This is a genomic window from Campylobacter canis (genome assembly GCF_045504005.1).
GTDB classification, from domain to species: domain Bacteria; phylum Campylobacterota; class Campylobacteria; order Campylobacterales; family Campylobacteraceae; genus Campylobacter_A; species Campylobacter_A canis.
Genome location: NZ_JBJJXH010000005.1, coordinates 128461 through 153513 on the forward strand (window position 1 = coordinate 128461; position 25053 = coordinate 153513).

The 25053-nt window shown below is 34.3% G+C and carries 40 protein-coding genes, 1 tRNA gene and 1 pseudogene; 2 read left to right on the top strand and 40 right to left on the bottom strand.

From position 1 onward, the window contains the following. Window positions 1–202: 202 nt before the first annotated feature. The 11 genes from ACHJH3_RS06550 to ACHJH3_RS06600 form a co-directional block, all read right to left on the bottom strand. Window positions 203–2332: an ATP-dependent helicase gene (locus tag ACHJH3_RS06550; protein ID WP_407064116.1), complete on the bottom strand. Its 2130-nt coding sequence runs from the start codon at window positions 2330–2332 to the stop codon at window positions 203–205. Window positions 2333–2707: 375 nt separating this feature from the next. Next, window positions 2708–4390 carry an ATP-dependent DNA helicase gene (locus tag ACHJH3_RS06555; protein WP_407064117.1) on the bottom strand — a complete coding sequence of 561 codons (1683 nt, stop codon included), beginning with the start codon at window positions 4388–4390 and terminating at the stop codon, window positions 2708–2710. Window positions 4391–4392: 2 nt separating this feature from the next. Beyond that, entirely contained in the window at window positions 4393–4899 is a 507-nt protein-coding gene (locus tag ACHJH3_RS06560; RefSeq protein WP_407064118.1) for a hypothetical protein, read from the bottom strand. Continuing rightward, a complete protein-coding gene (locus ACHJH3_RS06565; RefSeq protein ID WP_407064119.1) occupies window positions 4896–5369 on the bottom strand; it encodes a hypothetical protein in 474 nt (157 codons plus the stop codon). Before ACHJH3_RS06565 ends, ACHJH3_RS06560 begins: the two co-directional genes overlap by 4 nt. A gap of 229 nt (window positions 5370–5598) precedes the next feature. Further along, window positions 5599–6201, bottom strand: coding sequence for a hypothetical protein (locus ACHJH3_RS06570; RefSeq protein WP_407064120.1), 603 nt, complete (start codon window positions 6199–6201; stop codon window positions 5599–5601). Between the two features lie 101 nt (window positions 6202–6302). Next, on the bottom strand, window positions 6303–6815 hold the full coding sequence (locus tag ACHJH3_RS06575) for a hypothetical protein (protein WP_407064121.1): 513 nt from the start codon (window positions 6813–6815) through the stop codon (window positions 6303–6305). 97 nt (window positions 6816–6912) lie between these two features. Next, complete coding sequence (locus ACHJH3_RS06580) at window positions 6913–7515, bottom strand: hypothetical protein (RefSeq protein ID WP_407064122.1); 603 nt, start codon at window positions 7513–7515, stop codon at window positions 6913–6915. Window positions 7516–7695: 180 nt separating this feature from the next. Then, window positions 7696–8106, bottom strand: coding sequence for a hypothetical protein (locus ACHJH3_RS06585; RefSeq protein WP_407064123.1), 411 nt, complete (start codon window positions 8104–8106; stop codon window positions 7696–7698). Window positions 8107–8145: 39 nt separating this feature from the next. After that, a complete protein-coding gene (locus tag ACHJH3_RS06590; RefSeq protein WP_407064124.1) occupies window positions 8146–8565 on the bottom strand; it encodes a hypothetical protein in 420 nt (139 codons plus the stop codon). Between the two features lie 19 nt (window positions 8566–8584). Further along, complete coding sequence (locus ACHJH3_RS06595; protein WP_407064125.1) at window positions 8585–9103, bottom strand: hypothetical protein; 519 nt, start codon at window positions 9101–9103, stop codon at window positions 8585–8587. A gap of 64 nt (window positions 9104–9167) precedes the next feature. Beyond that, a complete protein-coding gene (locus ACHJH3_RS06600; RefSeq protein ID WP_407064126.1) occupies window positions 9168–9494 on the bottom strand; it encodes a DUF6908 domain-containing protein in 327 nt (108 codons plus the stop codon). Between the two features lie 256 nt (window positions 9495–9750). On the opposite strand from ACHJH3_RS06600, the gene ACHJH3_RS06605 reads away from it, so the two are divergent. Both ACHJH3_RS06605 and ACHJH3_RS06610 read left to right on the top strand, forming a co-directional pair. Then, the gene (locus ACHJH3_RS06605) at window positions 9751–10386 is read left to right on the top strand and encodes a hypothetical protein (RefSeq protein WP_407064127.1); all 636 of its coding nucleotides are present in this window, start codon (window positions 9751–9753) and stop codon (window positions 10384–10386) included. A gap of 32 nt (window positions 10387–10418) precedes the next feature. Continuing rightward, complete coding sequence (locus tag ACHJH3_RS06610) at window positions 10419–10862, top strand: hypothetical protein (RefSeq protein ID WP_407064128.1); 444 nt, start codon at window positions 10419–10421, stop codon at window positions 10860–10862. 3 nt (window positions 10863–10865) lie between these two features. On the opposite strand, the gene ACHJH3_RS06615 is transcribed toward ACHJH3_RS06610, so the two are convergent. The 29 genes and pseudogenes from ACHJH3_RS06615 to ACHJH3_RS06755 all read right to left on the bottom strand — a co-directional run bounded on the left by ACHJH3_RS06615 (window position 10866) and on the right by ACHJH3_RS06755 (window position 24916). Further along, window positions 10866–11375, bottom strand: coding sequence for a hypothetical protein (locus tag ACHJH3_RS06615; RefSeq protein WP_407064129.1), 510 nt, complete (start codon window positions 11373–11375; stop codon window positions 10866–10868). Window positions 11376–11500: 125 nt separating this feature from the next. Further along, a complete protein-coding gene (locus ACHJH3_RS06620; protein ID WP_407064130.1) occupies window positions 11501–11653 on the bottom strand; it encodes a hypothetical protein in 153 nt (50 codons plus the stop codon). A 113-nt stretch (window positions 11654–11766) separates the two neighbouring features. Continuing rightward, window positions 11767–11925, bottom strand: a pseudogene (locus ACHJH3_RS06625) (RNA-guided endonuclease InsQ/TnpB family protein); the annotation flags it as partial. A gap of 137 nt (window positions 11926–12062) precedes the next feature. Beyond that, window positions 12063–12533 carry a hypothetical protein gene (locus ACHJH3_RS06630; RefSeq protein WP_407064131.1) on the bottom strand — a complete coding sequence of 157 codons (471 nt, stop codon included), beginning with the start codon at window positions 12531–12533 and terminating at the stop codon, window positions 12063–12065. A 29-nt stretch (window positions 12534–12562) separates the two neighbouring features. Beyond that, window positions 12563–12844, bottom strand: coding sequence for a hypothetical protein (locus ACHJH3_RS06635; protein ID WP_407064132.1), 282 nt, complete (start codon window positions 12842–12844; stop codon window positions 12563–12565). A 124-nt stretch (window positions 12845–12968) separates the two neighbouring features. Next, on the bottom strand, window positions 12969–13247 hold the full coding sequence (locus ACHJH3_RS06640) for a hypothetical protein (RefSeq protein ID WP_407064133.1): 279 nt from the start codon (window positions 13245–13247) through the stop codon (window positions 12969–12971). Between the two features lie 9 nt (window positions 13248–13256). After that, a complete protein-coding gene (locus tag ACHJH3_RS06645) occupies window positions 13257–13784 on the bottom strand; it encodes a hypothetical protein (protein ID WP_407064134.1) in 528 nt (175 codons plus the stop codon). 82 nt (window positions 13785–13866) lie between these two features. Continuing rightward, window positions 13867–14139: a hypothetical protein gene (locus ACHJH3_RS06650; protein ID WP_407064135.1), complete on the bottom strand. Its 273-nt coding sequence runs from the start codon at window positions 14137–14139 to the stop codon at window positions 13867–13869. Window positions 14140–14154: 15 nt separating this feature from the next. Continuing rightward, window positions 14155–14736: a DUF262 domain-containing protein gene (locus ACHJH3_RS06655; protein ID WP_407064136.1), complete on the bottom strand. Its 582-nt coding sequence runs from the start codon at window positions 14734–14736 to the stop codon at window positions 14155–14157. A 9-nt stretch (window positions 14737–14745) separates the two neighbouring features. Further along, on the bottom strand, window positions 14746–15300 hold the full coding sequence (locus ACHJH3_RS06660) for a DUF262 domain-containing protein (protein WP_407064137.1): 555 nt from the start codon (window positions 15298–15300) through the stop codon (window positions 14746–14748). A 9-nt stretch (window positions 15301–15309) separates the two neighbouring features. Beyond that, window positions 15310–15849, bottom strand: coding sequence for a DUF262 domain-containing protein (locus ACHJH3_RS06665; RefSeq protein WP_407064138.1), 540 nt, complete (start codon window positions 15847–15849; stop codon window positions 15310–15312). A 74-nt stretch (window positions 15850–15923) separates the two neighbouring features. Then, the gene (locus tag ACHJH3_RS06670) at window positions 15924–16634 is read right to left on the bottom strand and encodes a hypothetical protein (RefSeq protein WP_407064139.1); all 711 of its coding nucleotides are present in this window, start codon (window positions 16632–16634) and stop codon (window positions 15924–15926) included. 22 nt (window positions 16635–16656) lie between these two features. Further along, window positions 16657–17052: a hypothetical protein gene (locus ACHJH3_RS06675; RefSeq protein ID WP_407064140.1), complete on the bottom strand. Its 396-nt coding sequence runs from the start codon at window positions 17050–17052 to the stop codon at window positions 16657–16659. Window positions 17053–17066: 14 nt separating this feature from the next. Then, window positions 17067–17456 carry a hypothetical protein gene (locus ACHJH3_RS06680; RefSeq protein ID WP_407064141.1) on the bottom strand — a complete coding sequence of 130 codons (390 nt, stop codon included), beginning with the start codon at window positions 17454–17456 and terminating at the stop codon, window positions 17067–17069. A gap of 11 nt (window positions 17457–17467) precedes the next feature. Continuing rightward, window positions 17468–17728, bottom strand: a complete 261-nt coding sequence (locus ACHJH3_RS06685) for a hypothetical protein (protein WP_407064142.1) — start codon at window positions 17726–17728, stop codon at window positions 17468–17470. Between the two features lie 24 nt (window positions 17729–17752). After that, window positions 17753–18238 (bottom strand): hypothetical protein, encoded by a 486-nt coding sequence (locus ACHJH3_RS06690; RefSeq protein WP_407064143.1) that lies wholly within the window; start codon window positions 18236–18238, stop codon window positions 17753–17755. Between the two features lie 135 nt (window positions 18239–18373). Next, window positions 18374–18967, bottom strand: a complete 594-nt coding sequence (locus ACHJH3_RS06695) for a DUF1281 family ferredoxin-like fold protein (RefSeq protein ID WP_407064144.1) — start codon at window positions 18965–18967, stop codon at window positions 18374–18376. 206 nt (window positions 18968–19173) lie between these two features. Then, entirely contained in the window at window positions 19174–19530 is a 357-nt protein-coding gene (locus ACHJH3_RS06700) for a hypothetical protein (protein WP_407064145.1), read from the bottom strand. Window positions 19531–19568: 38 nt separating this feature from the next. Further along, entirely contained in the window at window positions 19569–20027 is a 459-nt protein-coding gene (locus tag ACHJH3_RS06705; protein ID WP_407064146.1) for a hypothetical protein, read from the bottom strand. Window positions 20028–20084: 57 nt separating this feature from the next. After that, window positions 20085–20735 carry a hypothetical protein gene (locus ACHJH3_RS06710; RefSeq protein WP_407064147.1) on the bottom strand — a complete coding sequence of 217 codons (651 nt, stop codon included), beginning with the start codon at window positions 20733–20735 and terminating at the stop codon, window positions 20085–20087. A gap of 80 nt (window positions 20736–20815) precedes the next feature. Continuing rightward, window positions 20816–21439, bottom strand: coding sequence for a hypothetical protein (locus ACHJH3_RS06715; RefSeq protein WP_407064148.1), 624 nt, complete (start codon window positions 21437–21439; stop codon window positions 20816–20818). Then, entirely contained in the window at window positions 21432–21839 is a 408-nt protein-coding gene (locus ACHJH3_RS06720; RefSeq protein ID WP_407064149.1) for a YopX family protein, read from the bottom strand. Before ACHJH3_RS06720 ends, ACHJH3_RS06715 begins: the two co-directional genes overlap by 8 nt. A gap of 12 nt (window positions 21840–21851) precedes the next feature. Next, complete coding sequence (locus tag ACHJH3_RS06725; RefSeq protein WP_407064150.1) at window positions 21852–22334, bottom strand: hypothetical protein; 483 nt, start codon at window positions 22332–22334, stop codon at window positions 21852–21854. Then, window positions 22318–22767, bottom strand: coding sequence for a hypothetical protein (locus ACHJH3_RS06730; protein WP_407064151.1), 450 nt, complete (start codon window positions 22765–22767; stop codon window positions 22318–22320). The genes ACHJH3_RS06725 and ACHJH3_RS06730 overlap by 17 nt, the downstream gene beginning before the upstream one ends. Window positions 22768–22776: 9 nt before the next feature. Further along, window positions 22777–23376 carry a hypothetical protein gene (locus ACHJH3_RS06735; protein ID WP_407064152.1) on the bottom strand — a complete coding sequence of 200 codons (600 nt, stop codon included), beginning with the start codon at window positions 23374–23376 and terminating at the stop codon, window positions 22777–22779. Between the two features lie 12 nt (window positions 23377–23388). Next, window positions 23389–23772: a hypothetical protein gene (locus ACHJH3_RS06740; protein WP_407064153.1), complete on the bottom strand. Its 384-nt coding sequence runs from the start codon at window positions 23770–23772 to the stop codon at window positions 23389–23391. Between the two features lie 36 nt (window positions 23773–23808). Then, entirely contained in the window at window positions 23809–24120 is a 312-nt protein-coding gene (locus ACHJH3_RS06745) for a hypothetical protein (RefSeq protein ID WP_407064154.1), read from the bottom strand. A 186-nt stretch (window positions 24121–24306) separates the two neighbouring features. Next, window positions 24307–24377 (bottom strand) — tRNA-Trp (locus ACHJH3_RS06750). Window positions 24378–24388: 11 nt separating this feature from the next. Then, on the bottom strand, window positions 24389–24916 hold the full coding sequence (locus tag ACHJH3_RS06755; protein ID WP_407064155.1) for a hypothetical protein: 528 nt from the start codon (window positions 24914–24916) through the stop codon (window positions 24389–24391). Between the last annotated feature and the right edge of the window lie 137 nt (window positions 24917–25053).

A 25053-nucleotide genomic window follows, 5' to 3' on the forward strand; every position in this document is an offset into this window, starting at 1 on the left:
TTGAGATGTAGAACGAGAGTGTCTAACCTCAGTGTCGGCTACCGAGTTTAAATCGATAGAAAGGAGCGTCCGTCTTATGACAAAACAAACGTTGGATTTTAGAACTCGATATCTGAGATTAAACACTCAAGATACACGCTGAAATCATAACAAAAAAGAGAAAAAAATTCAACCCATTATTAAAACAAAACTAAAAAGCCAATTACCAGCTCTTATTTTTCCATAGCTCGCCAACTCTACTATTAGTCAAAGAGTCAACGGGTTTTATAACCCTCGCTTCTACTCCTATTTCCTTTAAAAATGGTGACGGACCTCTATTCTCAGATCCATAATATGATTTGGCATTTGTGATATATAGCTTCTCTTTTGCTCTAGTTAAAGCGACATAGGCTAACCTACGCTCCTCCTCTAAATCTTTGCCTGTAATAGCTTTTGAGCTAGGAAATAACCCGTTAGAAAAACCAAAAACATAAACTATATCCCACTCCAACCCTTTGGCTCTATGAGCTGTCATTAAATGTACTTGATTTTTAAGCTCATCCTTATCTTCTTTTTGATTATCCAAGGCAATGGCTTCTAAAAAAGCTCCCAAGGACCTATATTTTTCAAGCATAACGTAAATTGAGCTTGCCACTCTAAGATTGGATTCTATTGCTTTAATTTTTTCAAGGTTATCAGCTTTTTTTGCATCATCCAATGCAATCTCATAGAGTGTGCCGATATAATTTTCTTTAACAAACTTTTCTCGGAATATTTCAAAATCTTCCAAATCCTCTTGTGGCATATCAATCCACCCCTCTACATCTCTTATAAATCTATCAACGGCTTCTTTCTTTGTAAATCGGGTAAGACTATGATGTTTTTTGCTTTTTAAAAAATCATACAAACTGCTTTTTTGATGAAGTCCCGCTTCAACCTCTGCAAGCCTATTTGCAGTAAACAAATTAAGTCCAACTAGCAAAGTTGCAAGCAAAATATCATCACTAGGGTTATAAATATATTTCAAGTAAGATAAAATCAACTTAGCCGCTTCTCTATCTAACAACTCCTTTGCATTATAAAGCTTATATGGAATACCAAGCGGTAGTAATTCTTCCTCCAGCTTACGAGATATAATATTATTGCGATATAAAATAGCAATATTGTTCGGACTCACTCCGCTTTCTATTTGTTTTTTTAGATGTCTAGCAACAAAGGTGGCTTCATCGTTAGAATAATCAAAGCTATATGCCTTTACAACTCCTGCCTGCTGTTTATTTGGCTTTAAAATTTCCTTATCGTGGTGTTTATTCTTTTGGTGTGCCAATAGTAAATTACTACGATCAACTATTTCAGCGTTTGAGCGATAGTTGATGTCCAAATTGATAATTTTAGTTTCCTCAAACTCATTGTGAAAATTTAGTATCAAATTTACCTCTGCACCACGGAAGCTATAAATAGACTGAGCGTCATCACCCACTACGCAAATATTATTATGACTTGGATTTATCAGCTGCCTAACCAAAGCAAATTGAACGTTATCAGTGTCTTGAAATTCATCAACCATGATATACTTGTAGCTCTTATGGCATATATCTCTTAAAATCTTATGTTTACTCAGTGCCATAAACGGCAACATAATCAAATCATCAAAGTCAACTGTATTGTTTTTTCTTAATGTTTGTTTGTAGGTATAATATAAATCGCCAAATGACTCCAGCACTTTTTCATCTACAGCTCTAGGATAAAACTTATCAATATTCTCAGGGTTTTGACTGAAAAGTTTGGCTACGTCCTCACAACTCTGCTCTAAAGTTTCATATCTCACAAAATTAGTGTGGCAAATTGTAAAGAAAGGCATTAAATTTCTTGGTGTCAAATACTTTTTTAAATCAGCGTCCTTTAGTTCCCAAATCAAAGGAATTAACCTCTTAAGGATAGTGTCTTGGTAATTATCGTCTGCAATACCAAACTCATTCGTTAGCCCAAACTCAGCCAATAAATAACCCGGCATTTTTCTCAGAAATGTATTGCCCCAAGAATGAAACGTACTAAAAATAGCAGGCTCACCGACATCTAAAGACTCACGAGCAAGCAATGCTTTACCACGCTCTTTCATCTCGCCCGCCGCCTTATTAGTAAACGTCATAACCAAAATCTCTCTTGGTCTTGCCTGCTTCATAGCCACCAACAAAGCAGTTCTAGCTATGATCGTCTTAGTCTTTCCCGATCCTGCACCCGCCAACAAAAGCAATGGTCCGTCAAAGGTAGTTGCGGCTTGGCGCTGGTTATCATTAAGCTCGCCAATAAAAGCATACCTTAAAGCGCAAGACCTAACATCTACCACGCTCATTTGCAAAACCCCCTTTTTGAAACAATCTCACACAGTCTCGTAATCAAAGACCGCCTTTCAGGTTAGAGAATAAGCCCAACTCTCTCTCCTTTAACAAAATTATTATACAATATTTATGCTTAAAATATGTTTAAAATAATGGATATACCGAAGTTTATTTAAATAAAAAAAGTTAAAAAACAATATATTCTGTATAAACACACTTTAAAGTAAAACCTTGTATGATTAAGCTCGCAAAAGTTAGGAAGATAGTTGATAGCTTTTATCCTACATCTATCAAAACCTATCCGGCGCAAAACTTTTTTGTAACTTCTCACTCTAGGTAAAATCATCTAAAGCGATTGATAGGCAAGACACAAAACCTAGAGTGAGCTTTCACAAATCAATAAGCAATCCCCCATCCTTTGCTTTCTTGCCCTTTTTATCACTTTTCGTATCGTCTTTTTTAACATAACCCCACTCTTCCCCGTCTATATGTTTTGAATTAGCATAAAAAGCGTCTATTTTCTCATTCTTTACAATATGTTTCTCAGGGTTAAAATTTTCAACCTTAACTTTTGCAGGAGAGCTAAAACGAGATAGCGCCACATAAAACTGCTCGGGAGTAAATATACCTGCGCAATCAACCCTGCCCTCACTCAATGTCATACCTTGAGACTTATGAATTGTAATTGCATAACCAAGTTTAAACGGATAGGCTGAAACGGCAAGAACCGGTGACATCTTAAGTTTTCTGCTGTCCTGATCTATAACCGTTTGGTGTTTCTCAAATACAATCCTAGGAACTGTATAAACATCTCCATCGGGCTTAGACAAGGATTTAATAACAACACTTTTACTCTCCATATCAACTCTTAGTATAACTCCAAGCTCTCCGTTATAAAATCCAATGTCGGTATTGTTTGCAATAAATAAAACCTTAGCCCCGATTTTAAATTTAAAAGGCTGTATTTTAGAGTCGTCTATAAAAGCTTGCACTTGTTTATCTGTAACATAAGTCGATCTAGAAACTATTTGAGGCTCGGTAAAATAAGTATTACCCTCTATTCTCTCAAGCATGCTCCTATTAAACTCATCCACCTGCCTATTTAAAGAAAACAGGGTTGTGGTATCGTCGGAAACCTCATTAAACTCCATAGCATAAATGTAATCCAAAATCCTTTGTTCTGACACACCCTTTCTTACATCTTGCTGTATTTTGGCAAATTCAAGGTCGGCTGTCCTTTTAATCTTGGTAAGTTGAATCATTGTAATTCCATACCAATGCCTACTCTCAAAACAAAATTTAGCGCTTCCGTCCTTGCTTACCGGCGGTAGCTGATACATATCCCCGACAAACAAAATAGGAATATCTCTCCTTCCTGCAATCCTAAGTCTATCCTCAATCATGTCAAGCAGTTGATCGCTCATCATGGACACCTCGTCTACAATCAAGCAATCAGCCTTATAAAGCAAATCCGTCATTCGGTAAAAATAAATATATTTTGCTCTTTGCTCATCAACCTTTTTGCTATGCATAAGAGTCTCTATGCCGCTATTCGTATAAGCCTCAAGCTCTTGCATTGTGCTTGATAACCCAAGCTTAAAAAATGAATGCACCGTCTCGCCTCCGACATTACTAGCTGCAATACCTGTTGTGCCAAGCACGATACACTGAAACTCTTTCCTAAGCTGATTAACCAAAAACGACTTACCTGTTCCGCCCGCACCTGTTAAAAATGCTCTTTTTAATTTACGTAACTGTTTATAGGCTAATCTTGGAGAAAACACCCTGCCAGAATCCAAACCATTAGGCTCAGTACCATTAACTACGTTTTGCAATACATTGGCTTGGCTTTCGGCTTCAACTCTTTCATACCTAACCTTTTCATTATCCAAAGTAGTGTCTTTTGTGTTAATCACAATGCCGCTTTTACGACCATAGATCTTGCCGTCATCAGAAGTAGAAGCAAATGAGGTTTGTTTGGGATGTGGCATATCTAAGAGAGCTAAATTGCTCTCATCTATGTTAGAAGCCAAGCTTGCCTTAACTAACATCTCTTGATTTGTATTTTTCATATCTACGCACCTATTCGACAAACACTATCTAAACTTTCAACGCGGTTATAAAATATCTTTGGATTTACAAAATCAACATCCATTGGATCGGCTACTACAAGCTCGCCGTTTTCACTGCGCACTAAGTCCAGATTATCATCATCTACATCATCCTCAAGATTAGCCACAATATCGTTATTTAGATTGTAACTTCTTGAGCTTATGAAATTTAGCTCATTATTTTTGGCGTCTGTAAAAACCACTATTTCAATCGGAACTACATAAAAATCATCCCAATGAAACATAAAATACCAGCTATGCATTGAAACCGGCTTAAAGTTTTGTCGCTCTAGCTCTTTAAAAACATCAGGCGAGAAAACATCTCTTTTCTTGTCATACATCTGCCACGCAAGTTCTCTAGTCCTTGCTGTAAGCTCATCAATTTGATTAACAAGCTCTTGAGCCTGTATATTTAAATTATGCTGTCTCTTATCTGCCAAAAATCTATTCACATCAAAAAATTTTCTCATATATCCCCCTTACACCACAACGTTCTTAAAACAAGTCCTCTAAGCCCAAAAGGAATCTCTATATCGACAAAAGACCTAACCCTTAGAGGTTTACGCACCTCTTTAAACCAAATATCATCCTTGTTAACCCCAAGAAGATCACAAATTCTCTCTATCGCAAAATGAAGCCTCTCGGGATTTCTACAAGCATATAATCCGATAAAAAGCTGATTATCTTTGCCTTTGTGATTACCGCTCCACACATAACCCTCTGCCTTAACCCAATCATCCTCGTCGTCACCGCACAACAAAACCAAAAAAGGAAATACGGCTTTTGGCTCAAAACCGCTGTTATGCATTTCACTATAAAACATCTCAAAGCTCTTTGATTGAGCTAAGAGGTTGCAAATACAAGAGTCCGCTTCGGCTCTTAATCTGTCTGCTAAGTCGTCAAACTTATCTTTGCTAATCTCTGTTTTTACATAGCTCATTTTGCCTCTCCTTTCTATTTTTTTTATATAAAATATTATAGTATATTTATGCTTAAAATATGATTAAATAAAGGAATTTTATAAACAAAAAAATAAAATAAAAAACTCGATTTTATGGTGAGTTTAAAGGAAGAAAAAGCTATTACAATTTTTTATTTCTTACGCCTATTTTTATAGTGGATATCCAAAAAAACAAAGGGTGCTATTTAAAGCACACTTGACGGCAAACCTATTCCTTAAAAAATACTTCAAACTCCTCAAAGTTACTTGGAACGTCGCTCTTATTTTCTACTAACGAAATTAGATCTCCAGCCCAGCAGCCAACCAAACTTGAATTTATACAATCTTTACTGTAGTCCCCTGAACTCAAACCATTTCCGCAAGCGGTCAACAACGGCAAAGGATGAAGTATCCAACCCCCACTATTTGAAAATTTACAATAGTTTTTAATATCCAAAAACTTCTTAGCGTCATAGTTTAATAAATAGCCGCTATTGCATTGATTTTTTGCCGCCGGCAAAATATTGGTATTCTTATTCGCACAAGCCTCTTTTAACTTAGGATATTTGCTTATCAATACACCAAAGGTTTTGCCGCCATTCGAGCAGTGAAACTCAGCAGCTTGCTCTGCATAATAATCTCCAACCCAAAATACACGAGCCTTTTTATTATCCCTTAGAAAAAAATCCACTACCGCTTCACTCCACGCATTTCCAACCCAGCTGTGCTCCATCAACTTTGCAGGTACATAATCCTCTCCCTCAACTCTCCTATTTAAAAAATGCTCTTTTCCATTCTCTTTAATTACATAAGTATGATAATATTGCCCCATGCGCCACTCCTTTCTTTTAAAATTATTTTAAAAAACTATCTAAAACAAAAAACTACCGGTCTAAGTCGCGTAATGCTTTTTACACCTAAATTAATTACCGACTAAGCGGCGCATAGCTCGTTGCGTAAAAAAGTAAAAGTACCATCCTCATCTACCAAACCGCAGCAAAGATTATCACCCTCCTCGGAACGCAAATAAGCCTCTAAAGCTCGAAAATCTTTAAAACCATACTCCTCATGATCAATTTTAGTTTTGGCTGTAATTGAAAATCCTTTAAGGCGATCAGGATTTCTTTCACAAAGCTCTACGGTATACTTTGTAACAAGCTGCATAACTTCGCACATAAGCTCTTTGTTTTCTTTGTGAAAATCAACTTCAACATTTAAAATCTCATCTTTATAAGTATCCGAAATAGTTACCAAAAATAAATCATCGGGAATAGCATACACATCCACATCAAGAGAGTCACGACTTGAAACTGAGTTAAAAGCATTGACATATTTAACACCCTCAACTTTCTTTAAACCCACAAGCTTGTTGTTTACCAAAGCACACACAATCGTTGAATCAAAACCAAAAAACATATAACTATCCATTGCAACTAAATACTTCATATATTCCTCCTATATTCTAGATTTGCACCGCTTTTTATCAAAGCGATGATAAATATATCGCTTAAAACTTCAATATAAAAATTTTAAGCGAAACCCGTCAATGCTTTACTTTGTTAAAAATTCGCTTGTATTTAAACGAGCGACTGAGCCTTCTTAGTACTATTTTTTCCTTATTTTTAAAATGATCCTTCTTAATAGCTTCAACCATACGCGCCAAGAAATCATCAAACTCATCATTGGTATAATAAGCAATGCAAGACGGCAGGGAAAACGATGTCCAACCAAATTCATTCTCATGAGTGTCATTGGTTTCAACCACAATTGCATTCTCATACATTCTCACAACTTCCAAATCATCATGCGACTTATATGTACTATACTTTAAATCGCAGTAGTTACGAAAGGTAAAGTTACCTATAAAATCATTAAGGTGAGGCAATATGGCATCGTATTTATCTCCGTCACCACAGTAATATTGGAAAGCCGCATTTTTTTGTAAAACATCAAAAATTTTATAAACTCTAGTCTTTATGGTACGAGGATATCGCTGCATAATAAAGCAGTTTAACTCATAGGTTTCTTGTGCTGTTAAGACTGTTTGCTTGCGCTCTATTAAACCTTGATCTTTAGTATACGTAGAATCAATAATCTCGCCGATCTTTTCTAGCATAGAGCGAAAATCATCATTGCTTAAGTTCATCCTCTCTCCTTTATCTTTTAATAAAATAATTATAGTATATTTATGCTTAAAAAGAGATAAAAGTTGATTAAATAAAGGAATAAATTAGTAAAATTTTAATCATAAAAGATTAGGACTTTTGCGGAAAAGAAACGTAAAAATCACTCTTTCTACATCTCTGTTTTGTATCTTATACCTGTCTCAATCCAAAACCTCATAGCAAACAGCTTTAAAATACTTTCTTGAATCCTCCAAATAAGCCTTAAACTCCTCATCGGTTCCATAGGCAAATATCGGCGGAAGGCAAAAAGTCGATATTTCCTTATTCTCGTTTGTAGTATAAGCGAGAATTTCATCTTCAAGCAAATACGTAACCCAAGCTCCGACACGCTTTCTATCAGAGATGTTTTGCGCAGCCGTTTGTGCAGCCAAATCATCAAAGTTACTTTTACAAAAATCGCCAAAATACTCACCTATGCAATCCATGTTGATAATTCTTAAAAAAGGTCTGTTTTTATTAAAAAGGTCAAAAACCATCCAAATCCTAGCGCGCACCAAATCGGCTAGTGTTTGATACTCTTTTACAAATTGCGTATATTGTTCTTTATTCATAGTTCGTCCTTTCATTGTATAAAATTATATTACACACAATCAAACAATATCAAATAGGCGCATCGCCTTGGCTGCGTCTTTTTTAGCTAACTTGCTTGGCAATCTAAAACCTTTAGAATATACGGGGTTAAATTTATGCGCTATTGATTTAAAAAACTCAGTCTCTGCTTTTTTTAGCCTTGTGTTATTCATAAACCAAGAGCCATCAGCTATAGAGCGCATCTCCCAAAACCAATAAACCTTTTTAAATTTTATAGCTTCCTTATTTAGAAATTTGATAGGAAGACTCCAATTTCTGTTATCAACCTCGTCGGTAAATGGGTCTGTTGTTCTACAAATATACCTATCTTTTTCTACATCTACAACCTTTACTAAAACTATACCCTCGGTTCTGAGCTCATGTTTTTTTAGCACAAGCAAATCATCTTTTTTAAATTTTGGCTTTTTCTTATTTGCCATGATGTGCTCCTTTCCGCTTTTATAGTTTTACTACGGGAATTTTAGCAATCTCACGCTCTCTATCCCTTATCATCTCTTGTTTTAAAGCGCTCGCCCCCTCAGTCGCAGCTCTATTTAGCTCCTCTTGTCTCTGCACTACAGCCGACATCTGCTTAATTTGCTCTTTTGAAGGCGTATATTTAAACTCATATATTCTCATACCATTCTTTTTTGCAGCCTTAACTTCAACGGCTCTGCATAATTCGCTTTCACTAAATCTAGGGTCTGCGCAATATCTACCTGCATTATGAATATCTTTATATTTATCATAAATCATACCTCTTAAAAGCGGAAATGACAATAGCATAATTATTGAAATACCCAAAACAACTTTTAATACAACATTGTTTTCAATGTCTTTTTCATCTTCGCAAGAATCCGATGCAATTAAACAAGCTACTATTATTATAAACATAGGAACCACAAAGCCGTAATTATATATCATCCACTCAATTGAATATTCTTTCATATAAACATCTACATAATAAGTACTATCCATAACAACCTCTTTCTACCATAATTTTAAAGGGAGGCTTTATAAAATAAACCGCCCTTGGTTTTTACTAAAGCCTTTGCTGATCCTCAATGTTTTTAAGCCATAAGTCACAAAACGCTAAATCACACTTTTTGGTATAAATACCCATGTAGTCGTCCTGAAAACTTAAAGGAGTTATATCATCGCCCTCAACTAAAAATGTCATATCAGGGTTAGCCATAAGATCTCCATTCATTTCACCATAGTGTGAAAGCGAAAAGACGTTTTTAGAAAGCCTTTCAACAACCAAAGGCATGAAAACACCGTCTGAATTATCAATCTTTATATAATCTTTTTCTCCAAGGACGGCTAGTATCTTTTTAAATCTTTCGGTAGATGCTGCATTTAATTTCATGTTACCTCCTGCGTGTTTTATTTTTTAATAAAATAATTATAGTGTATTTATGCTTAAAAATAAATTAAAATACTTATAAAGCGCAAAATAAAATATTTCAATAAAGCCCGTATTTTTAGCACAACCCGCCTGCTTTTCATACTAGCAAACAAATAAATATTTTCATAATATTCAAGTTATTATTAAGCATATATTTGTTATAATTATTTTATAAAATAAAAGGATTCTAAACCTTCTAAGGTAGAAAGGAGAAAGAATGATTACCCCAAAGGACTATATTGAGATTATAACCCTTTTAATACAAAACGATTTTTGTATGAGGCAACACAAAGAAATACCAAGGTTCATCTCTTTTTACATCAAGGCTAACGAAAAAAGAGCTGTAAAAGCATATAAAAAATATATCAAAAAAGATAAGCTGTATTGCTTTGATAATGCGATCAAAAAGGCAACAGCAAAAACAATACAAAAGATATTGCAAAAAGAGTTTTTGATTCCTAAAAGGAAAATATCTGTTTTTTATGAAGATGGAAAAATTTATTGCAACAATGAAATACTATATGGCTATATGGGACTAGAGATTGATATTACAAAAACTCTAATAAGAATGGTGGAAGAAAGTTTTTTAAAAGAACATCAATATAGCGAATATACGATAAAAACGATAAGCGCATGTCTTACAAAAAACTATAAGACAACAAAAAACATACTAAAAGATCTTAATTTTTACGAAAAAGAGTATGGTTCGGCACGCTTTGAAAAAAGCTATCTATATGCAAACGAAGAAGAGAGAAAGGCTTTTAAAAACAAATGTATTAATCTTGTTAAAAAAGATGAACCTGAGCTAATGCAAAAATACATTGACGAAATTAAAGGCTTTTATTTGGAATAAAACTAGAGTATGCGAACATGACCTTCAAGGACTTGAGAAAAGGCGACAATTTTTTAATTAGTATTGATCACATTGATAAAGCCGGTTATATCATTTCAAAAAATAGAACCGGGTTTACAGCTGTTAAATTTTATAATGATGAAAAAATATATACTTTTAGCACCGATACAAACATTAAGAAACTATCAAGACTAGATATAAAAACAAGCCTCGCGGACGTTGCAAGATTTATAGGAACTAGAATTATAGATCTGCACAACCATAGGACTAAATTTCAAAAAAGCATACTGATTAAAGGATTACAAGCTCTAATGGAGAATAAAAACAGTCCGCAAATCAGCAAAGATGAAGCCTTAGCATTACTAAGGCAAGAAAAGGGTAGCCCCAAAATAAGACCGAAAGAAAAAGAGATGGGGCTATATATGTATGGTTTTGCGGCAAAAAAATCAAAACATAAAATAGACAAAAAGCTATAAACTCTAAGATAATTTCTTAATTTTAGAGCGTATATATTCAAGCCTATCTTTAAACTCTTGCTCATCCCTACGTCCTCTTTCAAAATTCTCTTTACTCTTTTTATCTGCAAGCAAAAGCTGCTCTTTAACATCCTCTTTTTTCCATGTAATAAACTGAGCGCAAAAATCACTGCTGGCTAAACAACCTAAATGCCAAAGTCTTAAATTTATGTCCTTGTCTGTTTCGGTAAAGAGTGGATATAACTCAACAGACTTACCTTTGGGCAACTGCTCTACTAAGAGCCAAGAAAAACTATTTGTTTTTTCAATGTATTTTTGATTAAACGATATACCAAACACTGCTGAAGAAAACAAAAAGCACGGTATAAACAAGCCCAAGAATGTTTTGTCTATAGTCTTGGATAGCTTTTTATTTTTCTCAACAAATTCAAAATTGCTAACAATCAGATAAAACACAAAGAGCAGAAAAGTAGCGATCATCAAGCTCCTGCATGAAATATCAAAAAAAGCCATAATAAACCTCCTATAAATTGATTTAAACTAAAACCTGAAAACACTCAGGATTAATGAAAGCCTTACACAACAAGGCACTACCGATCATAATTCATTAACACTCATTGTTGTACTTGTGCTCTCCTTCAAAATCCTTTTTGGAAAACAAAAAGCGTGTCATAAACAAAACCAAGAAGGTTTGGTATCACATAAAAAAGATAAAACAAAAACATTGCAACCACTAAACCTCCAAATAAAATATCACAAAAAGCCATAACAAGTCTCCTATGTCGTCTCATTCTAATCCTTCAAATTCGCATCATCTTTTTTGCACTTAACCTCGCCCATAGGAGCACATCCATCTTTACACAATGCTTCCAATGTACAACCGTTCCCACAAACCTATAAAAATCTATAAACAGAATTTCTGTTGTATTCCTACTTCTGCCTTGCTAGTTGCTATTTGATTTATCACTAAATCATCTAGCAGAGCCGTCAAGTCCATAGGCGTAAATTCGGATTGAACTAATCCTACTGATTTATTTACAAATTTTTCTAAATTTATAGACGACAATGGTTCTAGCATAGAACACACTTCCTCTTTAGTTATTGAACTTGCTTGAGCTCCAATTGCAAACAAACATACAATTAAAAAAACCAAACGCTTTCATTGCAAACTCCCTGCATAAAAAAGCCATAATAAACCTCCTATAGATTAATTTGAACCAAAGTCTGAGGATACTTAGACCTAATAAAAGCCTTTTTCAACAAGTCACTACTAATTATAACTCCATTTTTTAAAAAAGAGTAACTTTTAGGATCCTCACCTAAACCCAAGAACACTTTATTTAACGCCTCTTTTGTTAAATTTGTGAGAGTCACATCTAATTCATCAACACTCATGGTTGCACTTAAGGGGAATTGACATAAATCTCTATCACGTAACGGATACAATAAAAGAGTGTCCTCCTTTTCGCTCTGCAAGCTTGACGCGCTTTCAACACAAATCAAGATGCATAACGAGGCTTCCGGTTGTATATCGCGCAATCTTATAAACAGCCTTGCATAAAAACAATTTGGCATACGCTTGTACACCGGAACAAAAAACTTACCGGAGCTCTTAATTTCTAGCTCCGACATCAAATTTTCAATTTTTTCTAAAACATTGCTGTCATTCATACTATATCCTAAAAGTAAAATTGTATGTCTTAATCATAAAGAGTCTCTTTTTCATAGAAGAACAAATCTGCATCCACAAAATGAGAGAATGCGAAAAACTCAGCCATTATAAACTCATTATCATCATCCATAACCAACTCTAAATCATTGTCCTTGCCTTGATCTTCATACAGATTTCTGAAGTATGTTGCATTTTCCGAAACGTAAGATAAGAATCTTAGCTCTTTTTCATCTTTGTCTTTAAAGACCAGCACCTCAATTAGTCCATAATCTCCATTAGCTATTTCATGAAAATATTGTCTAAAAGACATGGCAACGGGCTCAAAATTACGCTTTTTAACCTCTTTTAATAAAAGAGCCGGCGGATACTCTGAGTAATCCTTTGGATTTGCATAAGTATCTTTCTTGATTTGTCATCACACCCTCCTATAACACCTATATATCCTCTTTGTCTATGGCTCGCTTTAAAGCCCTAGTCTTTATTTCAGAAACGTAATAGTCCTGCTCTTCTTTGCTTAAATTCGTAAAATGTTTTAGTAAAGCCCCTTCTTTGTCGCCATCCTCATCCCAAGAAAACATCTTATCCTTGTAAGCCATAACAACATCATACAAAAGCGGCTTGTGCTTTTTCCAATTGTATAGGGTTGGCTCTGAAATATTGAGCTTAACACAAAAATCTCTATTATTTATTCTATGTCTTTTTGTCTTTGGCATACTTCCTCCTTACTCATCATCCGGTAAAACAAGATATTCCGCCTTGCATATCTCAACATCTAAAAGCATATCCCGCATTTTGTATTGATAGTCGCATAGACTTGCTATAAAATGGTCTAATGCGGTATCTATAACAAAGCTGGAGCAATCTTCATTGGACAATAAATTTAATAAATTGTTGTTGAAATCACACTGCAACAAATCTTTAGCTTGTTCACTATGCCATAACACAACACAGCGGCGGTCTAAGTCACTGTTGACGAAATTTATCATCTGTATTTGCACCATAGCTTCATCTTGCTCTAAGTTGTCTAGTGGCACCAAGCAAAACGACACATGCATTGCAACCGGCGTAAAATTCTCTCTTTTAAGAAGATCGAGTAGATATTTAAATTGAGAGGCTTCTTTGTCATCGCTCAAAACCCTTTCATTGAAAATTTCAAAAAGTCTTTTTCTGGCTTCAAATTTTATTCTATCAAGCTCGGAATATACACCCGAAAAAGCTGGTTTTAAATCATCAAATTTTGTTTTATCCATCCCTACCTCCTAATTATTTTTTATAATATAATTATAATATATTTATGCTTAAAAGTTGATTAAATAAGGGTTTTTATGGGCGTTAGCCGTTGCGCTCTTTTAATAATGCTAAATAGTAGTCATAAGTCCTATCTTCATAAGCTTTGTCATTTTCATGATACACACCCTCCGCCTCTTCCGTCCATCTTGTATAGCATTTTTCGCAATACCAAGACGCACTCAAAACAGGAATAAGGTATCCATTAGACGGCTGTATGTTGCAGCAGTCGCAAATACCCCAACCTCCTATAGATACGATCTCTTGCGCAGAGGCTTCAATAATTTTAAACCCCTTTTCATTTTTAAAAGCTCTCATCTCTTTATCCTATCCCTATTCTTTAATTAAATTTTTGTTTATTCGCTCTAAATCCTCTTTCGTGTGAGCTGTGCCTCCGAAGTTAAGTTTTTTATAAAAATCAAGCTCCATTTCAAACGGAATGTCTACAAATTCTAAAGAAGTAAAAGAGCTAAATTTCAAAAACATCTTGCGATCCATTGGCTTTAAGTCCTTAAAAAACTTGCCATCAACATCAAATTTATTCTCTAAAAACTCAATAATGGCGTTGTAACGCTGTTTTCCGTCTAAGATATTCCAAGTAACCTTATCAAGTTTTTGCCAGCTATCTTTGTCATACGCCCTCATAACAAATACAAATCCGCCTATAGGAATATTATACAAAATCGAACGAATCAAATCCTGTTTTTGCTCTAAAGTCCAAACCAACTCTCTTTGGTAAAAAGGTGTAATCAATTCCGCTTCTTCAGGAATTTTGCCATATTCCATAAGATTAAAAATATCGACTAAAAAATTCTTGTTTACAATAACGCTATTTTTTTCAAAAATATCAAATGTTTCTCTTGTCCCATCTGCTTTTATATCTTTTGAATCAACAATATAATCTCTAATATTCATCAGCGCCTCCTATCTCAATTTGTTTTCTAAAGAGCCTTTAGCTTCAAGCAAACGCTCTAAATCCTCTTTTGTGTGAGCTGTCCCACCAAAATTGAGTGTAAAATAAAAATCAAGCTCAATTTCCCTTGATGGTTCAAGTATAATCATAGTATTAAAGCGGCTATAACTCATAAAAGCCTCTCTATCCAACTTCTCAAGTTCGCTGCATAGCTTACCGCACACTCTAAATTTATCTGACACAAAATCTTTGATGGCGTTGTAGCGTTGCTGTCCATCGACAATCCCGTATGTTCTTTTTTCAAGTTTTTTCCAAGTTTTATGGTCATAGGCTTGTCTTGCAAAGACAAATGTTCCTACCGGCACTCCACACAAAATTGATTTAATAAGGTTCTCTTTTTGGGTGTCGCTCCACACTAAGCCCCTTTGATAATCCGGTATTACAAGCTCTTCGTAATCATATCCGCATCCTAGGCTTAAAAGATCTGATATAAAAGGTATTGAATTTTCATGAATTCTGACATTATGTTTTTGAAAAATATCTACAAATTCTCTTTTTCCACTCATACTAACTCCTTATTCTGGTTTGTTTTCAGCTTCAAGCAAACGCTCTAAATCCTCTTTTGTGTGAGTCGTGCCACTGAAATTTAATGTGCGGTAAAAATTGATCTCAATCTCTCTTGAAGGTTCAAGAAGTATGATAGTATCAAACCTACGAAAATTTAAAAAAGCGGTCTTATCAAGCGGTTTGAGTTCGCTATATAGCTTACCGCACACTCTAAATTTGTCATTCATAAAGCCCAAAATGGCATTAAAGCGTTGCTGCCCGTCAATTATGGCATAAGTGTTTTTAATGACCCGTCTTTCCTCATTAAAAGTTCTATATCTGCCAAAAACGATAGTTCCTATAGGAGCTCCATAAAGTATGGATTTAATTAAATTCTCTTTTTGGATCTCGCTCCACACCAAACCTCTTTGATAATCAGGAGTAACAACTTCACTAGAGCCGTCATTATCGTTTAACTCCACAAGATCATCTATTGTTCCTATTGAATTTTCGTGGACAATAACGTTGTTATATTTGAAAATATCAAAGAAGTCCCTATCGTTCGCCATTTAATCTCCTTTTATCTTTTAATAAAATAATTATAGTATATTTTAGCTTAAAAGTTGATTAAATAACGGAATATTTATAAAAATCTAGGCTTTGAATCTTTGTTGATCTCGCTTCCTAATCCGGCTTGACTATCTACAATAATCATCTCTACCAAAGGAAATTTGTGAGGTTGCTTCTTTAAAAGAATAGGCGGCTGAGGAAAGAAGTCTTTTAACTCACTGTTTACTTCGTACATCTCAGGATGATACACAAGGCTATAATGGCTTTTTAAAACAAAATCAATGTCTTGCTTATAGTGTGACAGGTCTGTTATTTTGCTTTTATCCGAAAAGATAACTTCTACCGGAAATACAAGACACTTTAAATTTTTGTCTTTAAAAATCATTGCCGTTATGATGTCCATTAGGCTAGTGTCGTTTTGGTATGGAAAAAGAAGTCTTAATGTATAAAGCTGCTCAGGCTCAAACCCTATGCCTTTAAAATAGGCTTTGAGATCCTCAAGAATAGTTAGGTGTTCAATATCGGGCTTGGAAAAACTGATGCAATTCTCTAAGCTGAAAAACGCCTCCAGATTATTCTTTCTTAATTCGATAGTGATCTGCTCTTGGATTTGATTCATAATATCTTGCAAACAAATCAAATTCATGCTCTTTTCAAACGGCTTTAATGATGCAAAATTAAAAGGGTCGGCTTTCAGGCTCTCATCTTGCCCTTGCGCCATTAAAGATATACAATTAGAAAGTCTGTTGCAGCAATCTTGGAATTTTTCTTGGGTGTGCCTCATTAATCTCTTTTTTAAAAAATTTTCATTTAGAGCAAGCCTTGTCGCAATATTTTTGATATTGCCCGATTATATGATCGTGCAATACCGGATCCAGCTCACTCTCCAGCAAGCCGTATATGTGAAGACTCGGATCATCCAAATCCAAGTCGTTAAGAGCTATGAAGGTTGCTAAATCCAACCATGTCTGCCTATCAACCGCGCCTTGTTGAAATCCGCTCATATACCAGCAAACTCTTGCATAGTCATCTCCAAAACAAATGATTTGAAAATCACTCCAATCGTCTAACTCGGGTATCGTTTTTCTCACAAAATCCAATTCCTCTTTATACGAAGCTATCCTGCTTTTGGCATCTTCAAGATGATGTGGATGTTCGATATATTTTTTTGGCTTTGGAATTTTTATAATAACACTTGACATTTTCGCTCACTAATTTATATATTCAGCTGTTTAGATAGGTTAATTTCTGCAAGATCGCTATCACTAACATCACTACTTACAACAAAACAAGAAAATTTAAAAGCATTGACAAGGTTTTTAAAAAAGGGTTCCATGTTTTCATAGCCAATGCCATCGATGATCGGCTTTCCACTGTAAAAATCAAATAAAGTTTTAACTTTTTTCTTGTCTTCGTCAAAGATAATATCCCATAAACCTTTACTTTTTCTAATAAAAATAGGATTAAATGGTATACAATAAACCAAAGATTTGATTACTTGCTTCGCGTAATCTTTGCTATACACAACATCAAAATCAGCGGTACTTTTCATCAACTCTTCTATAGACATTTCTTGCTTCTCAAGCAACATAAATAAACTTTTCATAATATATCCTTTTACTCAATTCCAAAAGTCCACCATTTTGCAACCAGCATATCGTGCTGTGTCGGTGTCCAAACACTCTCTTTGCCATCTTCAGTTAATACCATCAAACAAGGAACGCTCTTATCTAAACGAACGCTCTCTTTCACAAAGCCATTCTCGGTAGGCTTATATTTGCTAATAAAAGCGCTCTCACAACCTAAAAGAAGCTCAGATAAGGCTTTGCCAAATGAAATATTTACTGAAAATAATCCTACGCCGTTTGTATTTCTCACATTTTTAGCTCCTTTTATAAAAAGTTATGAATCATGAACTATACGCTCATGGCATAGATATATGCCAAGCGGGTTTTCTTCCGGGAATCTAAAAACATCCACTCCTACTAAAGCAAAATTTGTTAAAAAAGTAGAGTAGCCATCATCCTCATACATAACTAAATTTAAATCAGCATCATATTTAATTTTAAGCTTATCATCCAAAAGCAGATCTATAATGAGATCATCCGCCCATATAATGACAGATTGCTCTTTGTCATTTTTGTCCGTAAACACTGCAATTTCCATCTCTGCTAATCCATACTCAAAATCAAAAGCGTGTCTTTCAAAATGCATAGATGTAGGAACAAAATTTCTCTCTTTAAATATCTTTAATATCAAATCTTTTTTATCAAAATTAGTCTCATTAAAAAACTGAAGCTGCACCTCTCTTGCAATAACTCTTTTTTGACTGATCTCATCTTGAAGTCTAGTGAGTTCGTTTTTAAACTCTTCAATAGAATGTTTCATAATTCACTCCTTTATCTTTTAATAAAATTATTATAGTATATTATACCTTAAAATATGATTAAAAAATGATTAAATAGCGGAATATTTTTGATTTTTGTGGAATTTGGACTGCATCTAATGATACAGCCCACTGAATTAAAGTGTTACATGAAAAATATCGTCGGGGTCCCTATCAACAAAACCTCCATTTTCGTCAAAGCACATATTTTCCTCTTGCCAAGACTCAGCTTTAACAGATTTAAGTCTGTCTCTAAATTTTTCCACTAGGGCTTCATATATTGGTATTGGTGGAGCCCAAGCGGTATCAAAACGCATGATAATTGAGTTCCCTTTCCTATTGATGATAGAAGAATTATGACTGTTCCATTTGGTTCCCCACCTATCCCAACAAAACTCATACCAAGTAGGATGTCCATGCGCCTCTATGTTTTTCTTAATTTGTTCCACATACTCATCAAAACCTTCGTTTTGTATTATAGTACTGCAACGACTCTCGGCAATCAGCCTATCTTTTATCTCTTTATCACTCATTCCCTCTTTTTGAAGCTCTATCGCCTTTAAAGCAATATCTGTTTTGGTTCCGGATTCTATACCTAGTGATTCTGGCATTAAAATTATCTTATTAAAGTCAATAACACGTTCATTGCCCTTAATTTCATCTAGTATGAATTCTAAATCCTCTTTACTTTTTGCTTCAATTCGTAGTTTGTTGTCGGTCCAATTAGGCATGTGTTCCCCTTTCAAAAATTGAATTTTAAAAATAGATGTACCTCCACATTTATTTTTAATATTATAATTATACTATATTTATGCTTAAAAGTTGATTAAATAACGGAATTTTTTAAGTTAAATTAAAGAAGGAAAATAAAAGATAGTTCGATTGTGCCTTATCTTTACATCTAAAATAGAAATGAATGTTTTATAATGCTGGCTTGTTATCGCCAGCAAAACTCAACTTTTGTAATTTCCTCATCAGGATACTCAGGCTCTTTTTTGCCGATTAGTTCAGCAAAGGGATTTATACAAACCTCGTCTTTAACATCTTTAAATTTCTCTCTACAATACTCTTTAAATTCGTCTTCTGTAGCAACTTTAAAGCCTTTGCTTCTGTAACCCAAAACGTCACGTCTTTCCCAAATAATATCAGATCTTACAATCTTGTCGCTTCCGATGAAAAAATTAGGCTCAAAGTAATGTTCCTCGCCCTCTTCCTCAAAAACGTGCTTACAAACCACTATGCTAAACTCACCCTTATCATCAAGCACCCTTAAAAATTTGCGACTATTTTCCATATCCACACCTCCACATTAAATTTTTAAAACATCTGTTTTTATAGCTTATGGTACCTAACAAAGACTCTTTTTAAGAAAATATCTTCAAATTCAGGCATCATGTTTTCCACAAAATCAGAAACCTCAGGCTCTTTCTCAAGCTCCACAATTTGGCAAATATTACTTTCTCCAAGATTTCGTTTTACAACATCGGAGTCAGCCCAAACAGGATCAGCGTTGTAATAAAATACGAACTTTTGATTCTGGGCATTACTTTGTAGATTCGTTCCGCTCCACACATAACCCTCTGCAATAACCTTATCGTTAAGCTCATGTCCCATTTTAATAAGCTTAAAAGCGTAAACAGAAGTTGCCTTAAACCTTTTATCTTGCATTGTCTTACGTAGCACCTCAAAATCACTACAAAGCAACATCTTTTCACAAACTAAACTACCAAATTCGTTTGCTATGCGTAATGAGATCTCTCTTATCTCACGCTCTAACTCTTTTATATTCATCTGCTTTCCTTTAAAATAATTTTCCAAAATCATATCAATAAAGCCCTAATTTTTAGCTCAAATATCAATCTCCGCAGCTAAATCCCTATCTAAAAGCTTAAAATACGGATCATACTCTCCGTGCAAAAGATTACAAAGCTCCATCCTAACTCTATCCTCGCTCTCAGGCGAATATGCTCTTACTAGGAAATTTCTGTCTTTGATATTCATTACTATAAATTTATCATGCTCAACAACTGAAGTGGCGCATAAAAACGTATGTATCTTGTCATCATTAGAGAGATAAAAATTCTCGCTATTTGGGTCTATTTTAGCAATCGGATGAAAAAGCTCAACAATAGCTTCGTTGCAAAAATCTTCACGAGAAACCAATTTGGCAAAAGCGTTAAAACTCTCCGCCACCTCAGAGAGATCCTCTAAGCTCAAGTTGTGAAGATTGTCTACGGCATTTCCAACCATAACAAGCATTTGTGCTAGGTCAAAAAATACATGATCTTTTTGAGCTCTATACAACTCATCTTTAGAGAGATTTTTAAGGTTCAAATCTTTGTATTTTAAATTGAAAGAATTATCCGGATTTCTTGTAACAAACACGCCAAATTTGTCAAAAGCGGACATGTTATAAAAAAACGGCGAACCGGAGTTAAGCTGGTTCATGATCTTTACTAAACAACCAAGGTCTTCAGTGCTTAAAAATTTTGTTTTCATAAGTTACCTCCACTATCTTTTAATAAAATAATTATAGTATATTTTAGCTTAAAAGTTGATTAAATAGCGGAATATTTATATTATGATAATACATTGTAAGCCTTGTTGTATTCAAGCTTTAACATCTTAAATATTCGGTCTTTAATCTGCTTAGAGTGTTCAGTGGTATAAGGTCTGACGACAAATATCTCATCTCTTACGTTTAAAACAATAAAATGGTCGCTCTCTTTGTTGTTTACTAGGCAAGACATAAAATTGAATATTTTTCTATCGCGAGATAGTTTTTTCACACTCTCTTTTGTGTTGTAAAAATCGTTAAAAATTTCCATTATATTCATATCACAAAAGTTCTCTTGCGAGACAACTTTGCATGTGTAACCAAACTCCAATGACATATCATTAAGATCCTCAAAACCGATGAGGTTAAGTCCGTTATTAATGAAATTTAATGCCGCCTCGGCTCTCTTTTTTAAATTCCACAATACAAACTCGGCTTGCAGCTTATACAAAGTTGCCTCATCGATGTTTTGATGATATTGATCTTTGTATCTAAAAGTAAACAAGCCATTCGGCTTTGAAACAACTCTCATTTCAAACTCTTGATATATGCCATCATCAACCTTTAAAGGCTGCTCTTGAATTAAAATTTTGATTGCACAAACAAGTGATTGAAATTTAGAAAACGGCAAAAAATCTTTATGCATTAGCTTCTTCCAAAGAGCTTTGATCTTTATAAGCCACACCAACCACTTCTAAATAATTGTTTGCAGTTACCTCATAAAGAGGAATCTCGCTCTGATCTTCCATAAGACCAAATCCTGCTTGGCTCTTTAAAAATTTAACAGGACTCTTTAAAACAACTCTTTTGTCGGTAGGCTGTCTAAATTTGACAATATGTCCCTCATAAATTTCAACCCCATTTTTATCTTTAAATCCCGTGAACTGCATAATCGGAACCTTGTTTTCAATAAGATTTAGTCTTTGTAGTTCATCATCAAGCCAAAAAGCAATTTCTTCCACCTCTCCAGAGGACTTATTGAATTTTATTTCACTAATAGCAACCATTTTGCCATCAACAAAAGCTCTAAATTTTAACTTTTTCATCTTCACTCCTATTTATAATTTATCATGATTTAAAGAAAACACAAACCTTGGTCTTCTTGCGCCTGCACCACTAACTCTTGGCATATAACAGCCTGCCGTAGAACGCTTAATGATTAAATCCTTATCAATCATCGTATTTAAATCACTAATTAAAAAGCTCTTGCTATAGCCACACTCTTGCCTATACTGCTCGGCAAATTCATCATCAAGACTAACGGGAAAGGTCCTTCTCTTCATATATTCTATAATGAAATTCTCTCTAAAATTATAATCTTTTTTAGGAAAATCTCTTTTAGCCCACTCTTGATAGCATTTTTCACAAACAATCTCCCCGTTTATGCCTTGTGCGGGCATAATATAAAACGAAGCACCAAACTTTGGAATTACGCCACAATTGTCGCATATTCTCAGTCGTCCCATAATACCCATCTCCCTATCGGAAATTTGAGTTATTTTAAAGCCCTTGTGCTTTATTATTCTACTTGTTTTGGTCATCAATATCTCCATTTAAATTTTTTAAACAAACTTCAGAAAATACATCTATACAAGATATTCCGTTTTGACGACTGTAGGTTTGTCCATGAGATATGAAGTCAGGATGCAAGGTAGGTATGTAATTTCCTATTGCGGTATACATTTTATTGTCGCTTCTCATATATGTCACACAATTATCTCCATCGGTGGCTTGAATAAAATAGGGCTGTAAAATAGGCTCTTTTATAAATGCGTCTGAAAGCGCGGCTCTAACAGAAATTTCTTCCTTTTTTTGAATTGATATGATAGCGCAAACAAAGGCACGATCTGTTGTCTGTATATAAATCATATCTCTATTTAAAATAGGATCATGTTCCACATATATATTATTATCGCTAATAGGTTGAGACTTTTTAAGCCTCTTGATGACCGACTCTACAATTTCATTATCCATTTCTCTGCCTTAATAAATATTTACAACGCTGACCGGGGCAAGATATTCTTTAAAATCAAAAACAAGTGAGCCCCTTCTATTCAAAGATACTAAATCAGAATCTAGCATCTCAAATTTTACAAGCTTGCTTATTCTTGAGCCAGAGCCATCAAATCGAAGCACCTGATAGCTCTCTTTGTGAGGTATTACATTATACTCTCTCAATGCTTCGTCTACTAAAACTTTAATATACTCTGGATTTGATTTGTTTAAAGAGACATGATTCGCCCCCTCATCAAAGCAGTCGTAAAGAAAAGCCATGACTTTATCGCCACTTTCTTTATGAAACAGATAAAAAGCAAGTGTTACGCTTATAGGCTCATCAAAATGATTAACTTCTTTATACTTATCCTTAAGTTTCACTTGAAGACCGCTCATATAAAAGGGGGTAAAATTCTTTTCATCAAGAACCTGCATGACGATCTGCTTAAGCTCTTTTGCCGGATTTTCATCACTCAAAAAAAGCTCCAAGTTATACCTTTTTAGCTTCATAGACAAATCTTTAACATCATAATTAATTCTGTTTACTATGTTAGCTATATTTTCCAGTGTAATATTGTTTATTATCATATCACCCCTCCATTATGTAAGAAATAAAAACTCTCCACTCTTAAGCTTTTTTAACCTTGCAAGTGGCTCCCTACGCTCTGAATAAGCTATTGCCAAATCTAATGTGTCTTCATCAAAAATAAAGTCTGTTTTTGAAGCTATTTCATGATAAAACGACTCGGTTACGCCTTTTCGTTGGAGAAAATCTGAAGTAGAAAAAAGAACGCTCACTAACCTACCGTCCTTTTCAAGCGTACAAACAAAATCTTTAAAATTTTCAAATAAGGTGTCTAAATTAGAGAATGGCTCATCTGAACTAAAAATACAAATCTCTTTATCGTAGTTATCATCAAGAAAATCCTGAATTTGCTTTTTTGTTGGCTTTAAAACCTTATTTTTGTAAATCGATAATCCCATTTTGTGCTACTTTAAAAAATTGATTTAATTGTATTATTAGGCTATTGCCTGCAAATCATCTATATTTATATCTTTTATCAATTTATTTGGCAGGTCTTTCCAAATATTAGAATAATAAAGCTTAGAAACGTTGTCCTCTTTTTTCGCAGACAAAACGCCGTTTCCTTGTAAAAATTCCTCTTTTGTGATATTGCCATAATGCAAAATATCTTTAGCAACTACCAAAATTTCATTTTCTTTGCTTGAATTAAGGACAAACTCCGGCAGGCATTTGCCGTCGCTCTCGCCGTATATATGGCTGGAGGCTATCAAGTAGGCTTTTAAAACTTTAAATTCTGCTTGTCTCATTTTTAACCCCTTCAATATTTATTTTTTATAAAATAATTATAGTATATTCTAGCTTAAAAGTTGATTAAATAGCGGAATGTTTTAAAAAATATCGGCTAATGAATTATGGTCCTCAACCATGAACATATCAACCAAATGGCTGTATTTTACATTAAAGCAAAATACATCACGAGATTTGATTAAAAACAAGACGCACCGGATTTGAACCTGTATCACCGGATTTGGAGTCCGGCATTCTACCATTGAACTAGCGCCTTACAAAAGCAAACTATTCTTTTTTGCTAGACTTCGCACCTGCCATACAAATTTCAATTTGATATTGCCCGTCAACCATAAAATAAAATATATTGTTGCACTGATGACACATGAAGCTTTTACTCTTGTTGATAAGCTCTAAAATCCTCATGCTCTTTTTTTGAAAAATAGGTAGAGCATAATCTTTGCAATTTATCATCAAAGCCTCTATATCCCAACATGTATCACCTCCACCCTTTTTATTTTCATTAAAAACTTTGTCATAGTTATATGGGTTATATGAATTTTTTGGTTCTACGATAGGTAGGTAATTGCCTCCACCCTTAATATCAAAATAAACCTCTTTAACATCCACATCCTCAAACTCAATCTCATTTATGCGAACCAAAACTCTTGTATCTGTTGCGATAAGGCATCTCTTTTCAGCATTATAATAAACCAAGTTATATATATCCTTTGGATTTTTAACATCAACTGCCGCCTTTAAAATATCAACTTCAAGCTTAGCATATTTCATAAAATCTTGTGTAGTTGTTTCCATGACAATCCTTTAATATTTAATTTATATAAAATAATTATAGTATATTTATGCTTAAATATTGATTAAATAAGGGAATTTTAAATGGTAAAAATCCTAAAAAGGATTAAAGAGTCTACACGAAGATAGACTCTTTATAA